Here is a 14,868-nt window from a genome sequence, read left to right as displayed (position 1 = left end):
TATATCGTAAAATCATAATTGCAAACGCCGAATCGTAAAGGATATTTAAGCATGTCTTTTGAAGTGTTAGAGAAACTAGAAGCCAAAATTCAGACTGCCGTTGATACAATCACTCTGCTTCAGATGGAAGTCGAAGAACTGAAAGAAGAGAAACAAAAGTTGATCGACGAAGCGAATCAGTTGAAAAGCAGTCGGGACGAACTGGAACAGCGTGTACAGGATATCCAACAAGAACAGGCTGCATGGCAGGAACGTATCCGTAACCTGCTTGGAAAGATGGAAGATGTAGAATAAGGCGTCGTATTTGTTACGAAGTTAAAAGAGTATTCCATAAAAATGCCGACATGATGTCGGCATTTTTTTGTCGGAGAGAGCCTGAAGTAAAGCTTAATTTTGTGGTCTGATACCCAGTGTATGACACAAAGCATAGGTCATTTCTGCCCGGTTCAGGGTATAGAAGTGAAAATCTTTTACCCCTTCCCGGCAGAGTATCCGGACCATATCGATTGCCTGACTGGCACCGACAAGCTGACGTGTGGTTGGGTCATCATCTAACCCGTCGAATTGTTTACTCATCCAGCCCGGAACCTTGACATTGTTCTGAGCGGCAAAACGGGCTGCCTGTCTGAAGTTGGAAACCGGCAGAATTCCCGGTACGATTTCGACATCGATCCCTGCGCTGACACAACGATCTCTGAATCGCAGATAACACTCGACATCGAAGAAGAATTGAGTAATTGCCCGGTTTGCACCGGCATCAACTTTGCGCTTCAGGTTGAGTAAGTCCGCCTGAGCACTTTTGGCTTCAGGATGTACTTCTGGAAACGCTGCGACTGAGATATCAAAATCATGGCGAGACTTCAGCAAAGTCACCAGATCAGAAGCATACATATCCGGTTTACCGCCGCCTGGAGGAATATCGCCACGGAGTGCCACAATATTCTGAATGCCATTGTCCCAATAGTCATCGGCAATCTGAATGAGCTCTTCACGAGTGGCATCAATGCAGGTCAGGTGTGGCGCTGCAATTAAACCTGTCTGTGATTTAATTTCTTTAATAATCGAATGGGTTCTGTCCCGTTCTCCAGAATTGGCGCCATAAGTGACGGAAACGAATTTGGGCTGAAGAGTTTTCAACCGGTGAACCGAGTTCCAGAGAGTCTCTTCCATCTGAGGTGTACTGGGTGGAAAAAATTCAAAAGAAACGTTGAGGGTTCCGGATAGTTCACTAATGTTTTGGTTCAGAGCATCAATATGGCCAGCATATGAGTATCCCATCTTCTCTCTCCCGTGAATGATGGCTTATCGGATAGTGATTTGACGTTTAGACGTCTATATGGCTAGATATTCTCTTGAATTCTTTTTCATGTCAACATTATAAACATGAATTATATTCATGTTTATATGAGTGCTTTTCACATTATTTAGTTTAGAAACAAATAAGGAGCCAGCAGGCTCCTTATCTCTGTAATTTGTGATCAGCGTGTAGACTTGTTATAGCAAGCTGGAGAGCAGGTTGATATCCGACTGAATCGCTCCGGCAGTGACATCACGCCCAGCGCCGGGTCCACGAATGACCAACGGGTTATCTTTATACCATTTGCTTTCAATCGCAAAGATATTATCGCATGGCAACAGATTTGCTAATGGATGTTCCCGATGTAATGCTTCTACACCAACAGAAGCCTTGCCTGACTTTTCCAGACGGGCAACGTAACGCAGGACTTTGTCTTCTCTCTGCGCTTTGGCCAGACGTTCAGCAAGCTGTGTATCGAGTAGTGCGCCCTGATCAAGAAAATCATCCAGTGAAAGCGACTTCAGCTCATCCGGCACCAGAGACTCAACTGTGACCTGATCCGGTTCAATATCCAGTCCTGATTCACGTGCCAGAATGACCAGTTTTCTCATTACATCGGAGCCATCCAGATCGTTTCTCGGATCGGGTTCTGTTAAACCTTGTTGCCAGGCCAGATCAACCAGTTCACTAAACGGAACAGTGCCATCGTATTGCTGAAAAAGCCAGGACAGTGTTCCGGAGAAGATCCCGGAAAGAGCAACGATCTCATCACCACTTTCCCGAAGATCCCGAACAGTGTGGTTTATCGGCAGACCGGCACCGACGGTCGCGTTGTAAAACCAGTGACGACTGATTTTTGAGAAAGAGTCTTTGACCTGATAGTAGTACTCACTACTCGAAGAGCCAGCCACTTTGTTGGCTGAGATGAGATGCATTCCTTGTTCGGCAATCTGGATATACTGAGATGCAAGTTCAGCACTGGCCGTCACATCCAGAACAATGACATCATCATAACCCCGGATTGTTCCCAGATTCAGGAGCCATTCCTGTCCGTCATTCGGAATCGATTCTTCATGAAAACGCTGTTCGACGCTGGCTGGATCAATCCCTTTATCATCAAACCAGTAGGTTTGACTATCGACGATTGCAACCAGTTCAAAATTCATTCCCCGGCGCTTTTCCAGTTCTGCTTTCTGTTCGGCAAACAGTCTGAGCCAGCTGGAACCGATATTGCCCTTGCCACAGAGCGCGAGAGCGATACGCTTTTGTGCCTGAAAGAGCTGGGTATGCAGTTTGTTCACAAAGGTTTCTACCGCCGTCTGGCGAAGAATGGCGACCAGACTCAGCTCTGATTCTGATTCAAAGATAAACTCAATCGGAGCTTGTTTGAGTTGCTGGTAAAATCCGAAACAGTGATTGGCATTATTCGTTACTCCTGCACCGACAGCCGCGACCAGCGAATAACCTTCTTTGAGACGAATTTCTGCTTCAATTGCTGCATCCTGTAAGTAGGACAGCGCTCCGGAAGCAATCTCAGCCGTGTAAGCCACTTGTAAACGGTACTGATCGTCTTGTATGTCGTAGGCGAGTGGTGTGAGCTGAGCCCGTTTCAGTTGTTCGATAACCTGATTTTGCATACGCTGGAAATCGTGTCCGCGTGCAAAAGTAAGCTCAATCAACAGGACTTCATCCAGCGAGGTGATAATTTTAGCTCCACGTCCTGAAGCCAGAACCCGTTCGATATGGGTTGAGCCGGATTCGGGGTCATAACTGCACCGCAGATGGAGATCAATGGCACTCTGTGCCACTGGCTGTAATGTCCTGCTATGCAGAACCGGAGCCGCAAGACGTGCAAGTTCACTGGCTTCGTCCAGACGGAGCAGCGGCAGCAGGCAAGCATCGGCGACGACTCTTGGATCGGCACTATAGACGCCGGCGACATCGCTCCAGATCGTGACCCGTTCAACTTCTGCCAGTGCGCCGATGATCGTTGCCGAATAATCAGAACCATTGCGCCCGAGCAGTACTGTTTCTCCGGCATCGTCCTGAGCGATAAAACCCGTAATAATAATTCTCTGGTGAGCATGCTGAGCCAGAATTTCTTTCAGTAACGGGTAGGATTTTGCCCGATCTACTTCTGGCTGAGTTTCCCGCTGAGCCCGTAAAAATGCTCTGGCATCCTGTGCAATTGCCACCAAGCCCTGTTGATTGAGCAAAGCTGCCATTAAACGGGATGACCAGATTTCACCATGCGCCAGCACTGATGCCTGTTGTGGCGCTGTTAGAGGTGCACTCAATTCGGCCAGTTGTGTGAGTTCGTTTGTCAGTCGCGTTGTCAGTGCCTGAGCAGCTTCACCTTCGAGTAATTCGTCAATTAACTGGGTCTGAAATTGTTGAACATGTTTTAAAATCTCCTGTGCCTGTTCTGGTGCAACAGCGAGATGTTCAGTAAAAGCAATGAGCTGATTGGTTGTTTTGCCTGCGGCTGAGACGACAACCAGATCATGACTTTGTGAATACTCTTTCAGAATTTGAGCAACGCGGCGATAACACGCCGGATCTGCCAGACTACTTCCTCCAAATTTATGGAGATGGCGTACGGTTGTCATCAACGGGTCTCCTTTACCTGAGCCAGAGCCTGATCCAAATCTGCAATTAGATCTTCAGCATCTTCCAGACCGACAGACAAACGCAGCAGTTGCAGGGACACGCCAGCTTTTTTCAGAGCCTCTTCGCCCATTGCCCGGTGTGTCATTGTTGCCGGGTGGCAAATCAGACTTTCTACGCCACCCAATGATTCCGCCAGTGAAAATAGCTTGAGTTGGCTGACAAATTGCTGAAGTTCTTCATAACTGCCGGCAAATTCAAAACTGAGCATTGAACCGAATCCACGTTGCTGTTTTTTCGCAATTTCGTGTCCCGGATGTGAGGGCAGGCTCGGGTGATAGATGGCTCCGATAAGTTCATGAGATTGCAGATAAGCAAGAATTTTTTGTGAACTCTCTTCGTGGCACCGCATCCTTGCACCCAGCGTTCTAAGCCCTCTGAGTGTCATATAACTATCGAATGGTGTACCGGAAGCGCCGATACAGTTAGCCCACCAGGCCAGATCTTCTGCATGTTTTTTGCTTTTACTGATAATCACGCCACCAATTACATCGGAGTGACCATTGATATATTTGGTCGTTGAATGGACGACAAAGTCTGCTCCAAGAGATAATGGTTGCTGGTAGACCGGGGTCAGAAAGGTATTATCGACGGCAACCAATGCACCAGCCTGTTTCGCCTGCTGACAGATTTTTTCAATATCGACCACCCGAACAAGCGGGTTGGACGGTGTTTCCAACAGAATGAGTTTAGGCTGCTGTGCCAGAGCTTCCGCCATGGCATCGTCATCGCACTGATCGACAAACAGTACGCGAAAATCACCTTTGTTGGCTCGGGTATTAAATAGACGATAAGTGCCACCATAACAGTCATTGGGCGCAATAATCAGATCTTCCGGCCCAATAAACGCAGAAATCCATAAGTTGAGTGCTGATGTTCCACAATTGGTGATAACGGCTCCCTGACCACCTTCCAGTTCAGAAAGTGCCTGTTCCAGAAGTCCGCGATTCGGATTACCGGAGCGGGTATAATCATATTGAGGAACTTCCCCGAATGCCGGAAATCCATAATTCGTTGAGAGATAAATCGGGGGAACAACAGCATGGTACTGCGTGTCTGACTCAATACCTGTTCGAACGGCGATGGTTGCAGGTTTGCGAGCGCTCATATCTGATTCCTTCCTGTTGACATACTGATGTCATTAATTAGTGGGGGCTGTCGCTGAAAATCTCAATCAGAACCGATTGAATATGGCTACTCACTTTACTGATAATTTTGTGGGACGTCAATACTTCTAGACGTCTATATGTCTTTGCTTATAGCAGTAAATAAAGCTAAAATTAGTGCCTACTTTTTTATATATCCAAATGACCCAGAATCCCGCATATTGAGGTTGTTTGGGCATAATAATGACGATTCCGCGCAATAAGGGGAAGCAATGGCTGATTGGAATGGTGAATACATAAGTCCTTATGCAGAGCATGGTAAGAAAAACGAGCAGGTCAAGAAAATTACGGTTTCTATCCCGTTGAAAGTACTTAAAGTTTTGACAGATGAACGGACAAGACGTCAGATTAATAATTTACGTCATGCAACAAACAGTGAGCTCTTATGTGAAGCATTTTTACATGCCTATACCGGTCAGCCTCTGCCGACGGACGAAGATTTGCGTAAAGATCGTCCGGATGACATACCAACAGAAGCGAAAGCGATAATGACTGCGATGGGCATCGAATTTGAGTCTTATGACGAGTAATGCTGGCGCTTTTCCTGTTCGGTACACCAGACAAGACTGATTTCCCAATACTGGTTGGCTGAATGAAGCCGCTTAAAGCCCAGGTGAGTATCAGTCTGGTCGCGCTTACGTTAAAAATAACACTGAAAGACAAGTGTTACTTTTACCTGAAATAAAGAAGGTCAGAGATGATTTATGTTCACTATCTTGAGCAGTCCCGGGCATTGCGCGTCATATGGTTATTAGAGGCTCTCAAACTTGAGTACGAAGTGATTCACTATGCCAGAGATCCGAAAACCTGGGGCGCTCCGTCCTCTCTGACTGCGATTCATCCTTTGGGTAAATCACCGATAATTGTCGATGGAGAGCAGACGGTCACTGAATCGGGTGCGATTATTGAATATCTGATTGATACTTATGACCATGAGCGACGTTTCAGACCAGAGTCGGGACAGGCATTGCTTGATTACCGTTACTGGTTACATGCAGCGGAAGGTTCGTTCATGATGTGGCTGGTGATGCGGCTGATTTTCATTAAATCGGGGGAAAAAGTACCATTCCTGTTGCGGCCTTTGATTCGTTCTTTTCTTGATAAGGTGGATAAACTGGTAATTGAGCCCCGTCTGACAACCTTCTTCCGCTATATCGATGATTTTCTCGGTCAGCATATGTGGTTTGCCGGAGAACAGCTCAGCGGTGCAGATTTTCAGATGATTGTAATATTGCTGATGGCGGATACGCGGGCTGATCTTTCTCCATATCCGAATATTCGACGTTATATAGCACAGGCCACGCAACTGGATAGCTATCAGCAAGCAATGCAAAAAATACCTGCCTGAATCCCCGTCAAACAAAGCAAAGAGGATACATCAACGATGTATCCTCTTTTTCATTCAGAACATGATGTTATCAATCTTCCATATAGCCTTCAGGCATTGGAATCCGGGCAACACCTGAATCTACGGCTGCCTGTGCGACGGCTCTGGCTACCCGAGGCAGTAACCGTGGGTCCATCGGCTTAGGAATGATGTATTCCGGTCCGAATGACAGGCTATCAACGCTGGCTGCTTTTAGCACTTCAGCCGGAACCTCTTCTTTTGCCAACTGGCGAATAGCTTCTACTGCGGCAATCTTCATTTCATCGTTAATTTCACTGGCCCGAATATCCAGAGCACCGCGGAAAATAAATGGGAAACACAGAACATTGTTGACCTGATTCGGATAATCCGAACGCCCGGTCCCCATGATCAAATCATTGCGAACCTTATAGGCCAGCTCCGGTTTAATTTCCGGATCCGGGTTTGAACAGGCAAATACGACTGGTTTTTCTGCCATCAGACCCAATGCTTCCGGTGGCAGGAGGTTGGGGCCAGAAACGCCAAGGAACAGATCGGCATCCTTAATCACATCTTCCAGAGTTCTCTTGTCGGTATTGTTGGCAAACAGCTGTTTGTATTCATTCAGATCGTCCCGGCGGGTATGAATCACGCCTTTACGATCGAGCATGTAGATTTTTTCACGCATTGCGCCGCATTTGATCAGAAGTTCCATACATGCAACAGCGGCAGCCCCAGCACCCAGACAGACGATCGTACATTCCTTCAGGTCCTTTCCCTGTAGCTCAATTGCATTGAGCATACCTGCGGCAGTTACGATAGCTGTTCCATGCTGGTCATCATGGAATACCGGTACGTCACAACGCTCGATCAGACGACGTTCGATTTCAAAACAATCCGGTGCTTTAATATCTTCCAGATTGATGCCGCCGAAGGTATCGGCAATATTTGCGACTGTATCCACGAATTCATCAATTGTGCGGTGTTTTACCTGAATATCAAATGAATCCAGGCCTGCAAATCGTTTAAATAGCAGGGCTTTTCCTTCCATGACCGGCTTTGATGCCATTGGCCCCAGATTTCCTAATCCGAGGATGGCTGTTCCGTTAGAGATTACTGCTACGGTGTTTCCTTTCGCCGTGTATTTGTAAATATTATCTACGTTTTGTGCAATTTCCCGTACTGGTTCTGCGACACCCGGGCTATAGGCCAGAGCCAGATCAGCTGCAGTATCAGCAGGTTTCGTTAGTGTAATTGCGATTTTCCCTGCAGTTGGAACTGCATGATAGTTCAGCGCTTTTTGACGCAGTTCTTCTTCGGGAGTTAAATCTTGGCGATTGTCTTCAGACATAAGGGTAGAGTCTCGTTGTAATGTTTATAGGGAAAGAAACTTCATTTTAATGGATGTCTGGGCATCTGCCTAGGCGATCTTGGTATTATGTATTGAAAAATTGCATAACTATACAGAGGTTGGAGGAGTTTATGCTGATATAACTCGGCTTTCTGAAGGTCAGTACTTCTGGGAGGGAGAAGGATAAAAGGAAAATCCATCGGGTATTATCTATTCCCCGTAGAATAAAAGAGCGGGAAACAAAAAGGACGCCATCAGGCGTCCTTTCAGAATTCTCACGGAAGAGAGCTTATTTCTTACCACTGGCAAGTGCGCCGAAACGCTTGTTGAAGCGATCAACACGACCACCGGTATCAACGATACGCTGTTTACCTGTGTAGAATGGGTGACATTTGTCACAAACGTCCAGGTGCAGTGAGTCTTTGTCCAGTGTAGATTTGAATTCGAAAGCGTTACCACAAGAGCAAGTTGCTTTCACTACTTTGTATTCCGGATGGATACCAGTTTTCATGGGAGAACCTCAAAATCGGGCCGTGTCGCTATCCGGGTCTTTGCCGGACACCACACGTAGTTAATAAAATAATGGTCGTGATACAGTCTTCCGTATCATCAAGGCGCGCTATATTAAAGAATCCATGCGCGGGGATCAACTAGTTTTGCTGTTATTTTCACCATTCTTATCGGTGTCTCGAATTTCATTATCGCTTCGATTAGACTGTTGCCATGATTTTTACGTCTGATATCCATTGATATGCATCCATCCATTGCCCGAGTGGCTTTACCTGTACCGTTAGATAAGCAGTTTGACTATTTGGTACCGAAGCACTGTCATCCCGTTGTTGGCGGTCGGGTATCTGTACCTTTTGGCCGGCAGACGCTTGTCGGGATTGTGACTGCGCTTGGCAATAGTTCGGAAATGAGTCCGGAATTGCTGAAACCGATTCGTGCAGTCCTGGATGAACAGCCGGTCTGGTCTCCGGATTTGTTCCGGTTGTTCACCTGGTGTAGTCAGTACTATCAGTATCCACTGGGCGATACACTTTCGAATGCTTTACCTGCTGCACTGCGTAAAGGAAAAGCTGCCGATTTCGCGACATTGCGCGAGTGGTGTCTGACACAATCGGGCCGGGACAAACTGATGCAGGGGCTCGGCAGAGCTGTTCAGCAGGCTAAAGTCTTGCGTTTGCTGGAACATGGGATGAAAAGCCATCAGTCATTACTGGACGAAGAGATCAGCAGTCAGGTATTAAATAACCTGCAGGAAAAAGGTTGGATTGAAGCGATTGAAAGAAGGCCAACCCGCCAGCCGTGGCCAGAGTTGCTGGAAGATGAAGATGAAAAACCTCAGCTGAATATGGAGCAGTCCGTTGCCATTGCTACAGTAAACAGTCAGCACGAGTTCGGTTGTTTCCTGCTGGAAGGAGTGACCGGTTCCGGAAAAACGGAAGTTTATCTGAATCTGATTGCGCCGGTACTTAAGCAGGGAAAACAGGCTTTGGTTCTGGTGCCTGAAATTGGGCTGACACCACAAACGATTCAGCGTTTTCGTTCCCGTTTTATGGTGCCGGTGGTGGTCATGCATTCAGGACTGAATGAGACTGAAAGGCTTAATGCATGGCTGTCAGCCCGTGACGGACATGCCGGTGTTGTCATCGGGACCCGTTCAGCGCTGTTTGCTCCTTTTGCCGATTTGGGAATCATTATCGTTGATGAGGAACATGATGCCTCATACAAGCAGCAGGATAGTTTGCGTTATCACGCCCGGGATGTTGCAGTTATGCGGGCCAGCCTGGAACAGATTCCTATCGTTCTGGGCTCTGCGACGCCAGCACTGGAAACATTACAGAATGCCCTGAGCGGTAAATATCATCATCTGACACTGACACAGCGGGCTGGGGATGCTGTTCCGGCCCGGAACCGGGTTCTCGATGTGAAAGGTCTTTATCTCGAAGGTGGACTGTCGGCGCCTCTGATTGCAGAAATGAGAAGACATTTGCTGGCGGGTAATCAGGTGTTGCTTTTTCTCAACCGACGGGGGTTTGCGCCGGTACTGATGTGTCATGAGTGCGGCTGGGTTGCGAATTGTCAGCGCTGTGATGCCCGTTATACCTATCATCAGTTTACACAGGAACTTCGTTGTCATCATTGTGGTTCTCAGCGTCCGGTATTACATCAGTGCCATAGTTGCGGCTCGACACAGATGACGACAGTTGGTGTGGGAACGGAACAGTTGGAAGCACAATTGGCGCAGATCTTTCCGCAATACCGAACCATCAGGATTGACCGGGACAGCACCCGGCGAAAAGGGACTCTGGAGGCTGCGTTAAATGCGGTTCATCAGGGAGAATACCACATTCTGATCGGTACGCAGATGCTGGCAAAAGGACATCACTTCCCGCGGGTTACACTGGTCGCATTGCTGGATGTCGACAGTGCGCTGTACAGTAATGATTTCCGTGCGTCTGAACGGTTGGCGCAGTTATTTACTCAGGTCGCTGGCCGGGCCGGAAGGGCAAGCCAGCCCGGAGAAGTTATTCTTCAGACCCATCATCCGGAGCATAGCTTGCTGCAGGCATTGCTGGAAAAAGATTACCGTCATTTTGCAATCACAGCGCTGCATGAACGGAAAACTGCGTTATTACCTCCGTTTAGCTATCTGACCTTGTTTAAAGCAGAATCAAATCATGCCGATACAGGAGAGAATTTTCTCAGGCAGGTCAGGCAGACATTAGAAGTTCATCCACTGTTTGATCATTCGACCTGTGCCGTATTAGGGCCATCTCCGGCTCCGATGGCTAAACGGGCGGGAAAATACCGTTGGCAGCTCCTGTTGCAGACGATGAGTCGCCCGACGATGCAGAAATTACTGATGAGTGCCAAACCGGCGATCCAGTTATTACCCCTGGCCGGAAAAGTCAGGTGGTCATTAGATATCGAGCCTCATGACATGTCATAGTCAGGCTGCTATTTATGGTATTTCGGGGGAGTTCACGGTCTATTAATGCCTTTGTCATAGAATTAAACGTATGTATCGTGATCTATTTCTCGTTTATGATGTAAGATCTGTTAAATAGGCCGTAAATTTATCTGTGGAAATGCTTACACTATGGAAGCACATGCATCAACATGTTGATAGATATATCAAAAAGTATGTGCAATGAATCGGTTTTATAGCAAATACTATTTTGAAAGAGGGTGTTAACGTATGGCGACAATGAAGGATGTTGCTCAATTAGCGGGAGTGTCAACCGCGACCGTATCCAGGGCATTGATGAATCCCGAAAAAGTGTCGCCATCGACAAGAAAACGGGTTGAAGATGCTGTTCTTGAGGCGGGATATTCTCCGAATTCGCTGGCACGCAATTTAAGACGTAACGAATCAAAAACGATTGTCGCTATCGTGCCTGATATTTGTGATCCTTATTTTACTGAAATCATTCGGGGAATTGAGGACGCAGCGGTAGAGCATGGCTATCTGGTGTTGCTGGGTGATAGCGGTCAGCAGAAGAAGCGGGAAAGCTCCTTCGTTAATCTGGTATTCACTAAACAGGCTGACGGAATGCTGCTGCTCGGCACTGATTTACCTTTTGATGCCAGTAAATCAGAACAGAAGAATCTGCCACCAATGGTGATGGCCTGCGAATATGCACCAGAGCTGGAATTGCCGACAGTTCACATTGATAACCTGACGTCTGCTTTTGAAATTGTGAATTATCTGACTCAGATGGGACACAAACGGATTGGTGAAATTGCTGGTCCTGACTCAGCCGCTTTGTGCCATTTCCGCCATCAGGGATACATGCAGGCTTTAAGACGTGCTGGCATTACAATGAACCCTGCCTATTACTACAAAGGTGACTTCAGTTTTGAAGCTGGTGTAAAAGCGATCCGGCAATTACTGGGTCTGTCGGATCCTCCGGGGGCTGTATTCTGCCACAATGACATGATGGCTATCGGTGCAATTCAGGAAGCAAAACGTCTGGGTGTCCGTGTTCCGCAGGATTTATCAGTCGTCGGTTTTGATGATATTAATTTTGCTCAGTACTGTGATCCTCCGTTAACCACGGTTTCTCAACCCCGATATGAGATTGGCCGTCAGGCAATGCTGATGATGCTGGAAGTGCTACGGGGACATGATGTCAGAGCTGGCTCTCGTTTACTGGAGACAAAACTTGTGATTCGCGATAGTGTTGCGCCTCCGCGAGCGACGTAATGCGATTATAAGAGAATGCCGATGAGAAGCGTCCTCAGAGTTGTGCTTCCGAGTGGTCTTCTTTAACATATCGTCATTGTTTGTAAGGTAAGCATAATTTAGTGGCTAATAAAGACTATGTGAAGCGGGGAAGCGCGACAAAGAAAACTGTGCGGAAACCCTCGAAGAGACGCCCTTGGTTTAGTGGTACGCTTGCCGTGGTTCTGGTTGCCGTGTTTGGCTATGGTCTGTATACGCTGAGTATGCAGCCTTCTCCTCCGGCAAATAAGGCTCTGGTGCCTCAGAAGGCTGAGGTAAAGCAACCTACGTCATCGAATGAAAAGACACTTCCACCGCCACCGGCAGAAAAGTGGGATTATGTCGATATTCTGCCAAAGCGTGAAATTGAGGTGACACCAAAAGAGTTGAAAGTTTCAGATGTACCTTACATCATGCAGTGTGGTGCCTATAAAACGATGGCTCAGGCTGAAAAACGGAAGCTGGATATCGCCTTTCAGGGGATAAAAAGTAAAATCCGTAAGAAAGAAGACAGCAGTTGGTATCGTGTTGTGATCGGACCTTATAAATTTAAGCGGGATGCCGAACGTGACAGACACAAACTTCAGCGTGCCAAAATTGAACCATGTGCTATCTGGAAAGAAAGACAGTAACATATTGTAACGTTTATTATCCTCCGGAACTGGCGACAGAGTTCCGGAGGAAATAAAAATCATATCCTGCCTTTTGACTTGAATTCAAACTCCCTTGTCCTTATATAGTTTTCTAACACACTCTATAAAATGAAAGAGGTCCTCTTGTGACTACTATCGTATCTGTCCGTCGTGATAATAAAGTTGTTATTGCCGGAGATGGGCAAGTTTCTCTGGGTAATACTGTGATGAAAGGGAATGCCCGCAAGGTTCGCCGCCTGTATAACGATAAAGTGCTGGCTGGCTTTGCCGGAGGAACTGCCGATGCATTTACGTTGTTTGAACGTTTTGAAAGTAAGCTGCAAATGCATCAGGGACATTTGGTGAAAGCAGCCGTTGAGCTTGCCAAAGACTGGCGTAGCGATCGGGCTCTGCGTCGCCTGGAAGCGATCCTTGCAGTCGCAGATGAGACCGCTTCACTGATTATTACCGGTAATGGTGATGTTGTGCAGCCGGAGAATGATTTAATTGCGATAGGTTCCGGTGGAAACTATGCTCAGGCTGCGGCGACGGCTTTGTTGGAGAATACAGATCTGGATGCTCAGGAAATTGCTGAAAAAGCACTGAAAATTGCAGGTGATATCTGTGTGTTTACTAACCATTTTCAGACTATCGAAGCACTTGAAATCCCTCAGAGTGAATCATAGAAACGATTCGATAGAGCCTGCAATACAGAACAAAGGAAATAAGCATGTCTGAAATGACTCCTCGTGAAATTGTTCATGAACTCAATCGTCATATTATCGGTCAGGATAAAGCTAAAAGGGCTGTGGCTATTGCTTTGCGTAACCGCTGGCGCCGGATGCAGCTGGAAGAAAGTCTGCGTGTTGAAGTCACTCCGAAAAATATCCTGATGATTGGTCCGACTGGGGTGGGTAAAACCGAAATTGCCCGTCGTCTGGCTAAATTAGCCAATGCTCCGTTTATTAAAGTCGAAGCGACAAAATTTACTGAAGTCGGTTATGTCGGTAAAGAAGTCGAAACGATTATCCGGGATCTTACGGATGTCGCTGTGAAGATGACGCATCAACAGGCGATGGAAAAGGTGAAGTTTCGGGCTGAAGAGTTAGCAGAAGAGCGAATTCTTGACGCATTACTTCCTCCGCCGCGAGACTCCTGGGGACAAGAAGAGAGAAGTGACGATTCATCTCATACCAGACAGGTTTTCCGTAAAAAATTACGGGAAGGACAACTGGACGATAAAGAGATTGAAATCGATGTTGCCGTACCTCAGATGGGGGTGGAGATTATGGCACCTCCGGGCATGGAAGAAATGACGAACCAGTTGCAGGGGATGTTCCAGAATTTGGCTGGAGACTCTAAAAAGAAACGTAAACTGAAAATTAAAGATGCGTTTAAAGCTCTGACCGAAGAAGAAGCCGCTAAACTGGTCAATCAGGATGAGTTAAAAGAGCAGGCTATTTTTAATGTTGAAAACCACGGTATCGTATTTATCGATGAGATCGACAAAATCTGTAAGCGGGGAGAAGTTTCTGGTCCGGATGTGTCTCGTGAAGGCGTTCAGCGTGATTTGTTGCCTTTGATCGAAGGAAGTACGGTATCGACAAAACATGGCATGGTCAGAACTGATCATATTTTGTTTATTGCTTCCGGTGCTTTCCAGGTTGCAAAACCATCGGATCTAATCCCTGAATTACAGGGACGTTTGCCAATCCGGGTTGAGCTGGAAGCGCTGAGCAGTGATGATTTCAAACGAATTCTGACAGAACCGAAAGCATCGTTAACTGAGCAATATCAGGCATTAATGGCAACAGAAGAAGTTTCCATTGAGTTTTCTGAAGATGGCATTGCTCAGATTGCTGATGCAGCATGGCAGGTTAATGAAACGACTGAAAATATCGGTGCCCGTCGTTTGCATACGGTGATGGAGCGTTTGATGGATGAAATTTCTTTCGATGCGACGGATAAAGCCGGTTCATCTTTTATGATTGATGCCAATTATGTGAAAGAGCGCTTAGACGAGTTAGTCGACGATGAAGATCTCAGTCGCTTTATTTTGTAAGTGTCATCGAATCAGTCACCCAGGTGAGTTTCAGTTATCGCATCTGATGGCTTTTTCTGAAATGGTATCTTGAGGTCATTTGGATATAAAAGCCCGCTTTCTTATGCGGGCTTTTTA

General features: G+C 46.8%; 13 protein-coding genes. 8 read left to right on the top strand and 5 right to left on the bottom strand.

Annotated features, from left to right (window positions below):
• The first annotated feature begins 51 nt into the window (after nt 1–51).
• Entirely contained in the window at nt 52–294 is a 243-nt protein-coding gene (zapB, locus tag OCU74_RS14885) for a cell division protein ZapB (protein WP_087482854.1), read from the top strand.
• A gap of 93 nt (nt 295–387) precedes the next feature.
• Here zapB and metF read toward each other — a convergent pair whose 3' ends face one another.
• The 3 genes from metF to OCU74_RS14870 form a co-directional block, all read right to left on the bottom strand.
• Nucleotides 388–1,278: a methylenetetrahydrofolate reductase gene (gene metF, locus OCU74_RS14880; RefSeq protein ID WP_087482855.1), complete on the bottom strand. Its 891-nt coding sequence runs from the start codon at nt 1,276–1,278 to the stop codon at nt 388–390.
• A gap of 216 nt (nt 1,279–1,494) precedes the next feature.
• Complete coding sequence (locus OCU74_RS14875) at nt 1,495–3,906, bottom strand: bifunctional aspartate kinase/homoserine dehydrogenase II (protein ID WP_087482856.1); 2,412 nt, start codon at nt 3,904–3,906, stop codon at nt 1,495–1,497.
• Complete coding sequence (locus OCU74_RS14870) at nt 3,906–5,072, bottom strand: O-succinylhomoserine (thiol)-lyase (protein WP_087482857.1); 1,167 nt, start codon at nt 5,070–5,072, stop codon at nt 3,906–3,908. Before OCU74_RS14870 ends, OCU74_RS14875 begins: the two co-directional genes overlap by 1 nt.
• Nucleotides 5,073–5,342: 270 nt before the next feature.
• Between OCU74_RS14870 and metJ the strand changes: the two genes are divergently transcribed.
• Nucleotides 5,343–5,660: a met regulon transcriptional regulator MetJ gene (gene metJ / locus OCU74_RS14865; protein WP_077336266.1), complete on the top strand. Its 318-nt coding sequence runs from the start codon at nt 5,343–5,345 to the stop codon at nt 5,658–5,660.
• A gap of 167 nt (nt 5,661–5,827) precedes the next feature.
• Nucleotides 5,828–6,478 (top strand): glutathione S-transferase family protein, encoded by a 651-nt coding sequence (locus tag OCU74_RS14860; RefSeq protein ID WP_087482858.1) that lies wholly within the window; start codon nt 5,828–5,830, stop codon nt 6,476–6,478.
• Between the two features lie 70 nt (nt 6,479–6,548).
• On the opposite strand, the gene OCU74_RS14855 is transcribed toward OCU74_RS14860, so the two are convergent.
• Both OCU74_RS14855 and rpmE read right to left on the bottom strand, forming a co-directional pair.
• Nucleotides 6,549–7,826 (bottom strand): malic enzyme-like NAD(P)-binding protein, encoded by a 1,278-nt coding sequence (locus OCU74_RS14855; protein ID WP_087482859.1) that lies wholly within the window; start codon nt 7,824–7,826, stop codon nt 6,549–6,551.
• 289 nt (nt 7,827–8,115) lie between these two features.
• Nucleotides 8,116–8,337, bottom strand: coding sequence for a 50S ribosomal protein L31 (gene rpmE / locus OCU74_RS14850; protein ID WP_087482860.1), 222 nt, complete (start codon nt 8,335–8,337; stop codon nt 8,116–8,118).
• A 240-nt stretch (nt 8,338–8,577) separates the two neighbouring features.
• Here rpmE and priA point away from each other — a divergent pair, with 240 nt between their 5' ends.
• From priA to hslU, 5 genes are all read left to right on the top strand, one after another.
• Nucleotides 8,578–10,782: a primosomal protein N' gene (gene priA / locus OCU74_RS14845; protein ID WP_087482861.1), complete on the top strand. Its 2,205-nt coding sequence runs from the start codon at nt 8,578–8,580 to the stop codon at nt 10,780–10,782.
• A 249-nt stretch (nt 10,783–11,031) separates the two neighbouring features.
• Nucleotides 11,032–12,039 (top strand): DNA-binding transcriptional regulator CytR, encoded by a 1,008-nt coding sequence (gene cytR / locus OCU74_RS14840; protein ID WP_087482862.1) that lies wholly within the window; start codon nt 11,032–11,034, stop codon nt 12,037–12,039.
• 101 nt (nt 12,040–12,140) lie between these two features.
• Nucleotides 12,141–12,689, top strand: a complete 549-nt coding sequence (gene ftsN, locus OCU74_RS14835) for a cell division protein FtsN (protein ID WP_087482863.1) — start codon at nt 12,141–12,143, stop codon at nt 12,687–12,689.
• 146 nt (nt 12,690–12,835) lie between these two features.
• Nucleotides 12,836–13,375, top strand: a complete 540-nt coding sequence (gene hslV / locus OCU74_RS14830; protein WP_087482864.1) for an ATP-dependent protease subunit HslV — start codon at nt 12,836–12,838, stop codon at nt 13,373–13,375.
• Between the two features lie 44 nt (nt 13,376–13,419).
• Entirely contained in the window at nt 13,420–14,751 is a 1,332-nt protein-coding gene (gene hslU / locus OCU74_RS14825; protein ID WP_087482865.1) for an HslU--HslV peptidase ATPase subunit, read from the top strand.
• The last annotated feature ends 117 nt before the right edge of the window (nt 14,752–14,868 follow it).

The organism is Vibrio mangrovi (genome assembly GCF_024346955.1).
Lineage (GTDB): Bacteria > Pseudomonadota > Gammaproteobacteria > Enterobacterales > Vibrionaceae > Vibrio > Vibrio mangrovi.
Note: the sequence above shows the minus strand (reverse complement) of the source record. Positions and strands in the feature narration are given on the sequence as shown.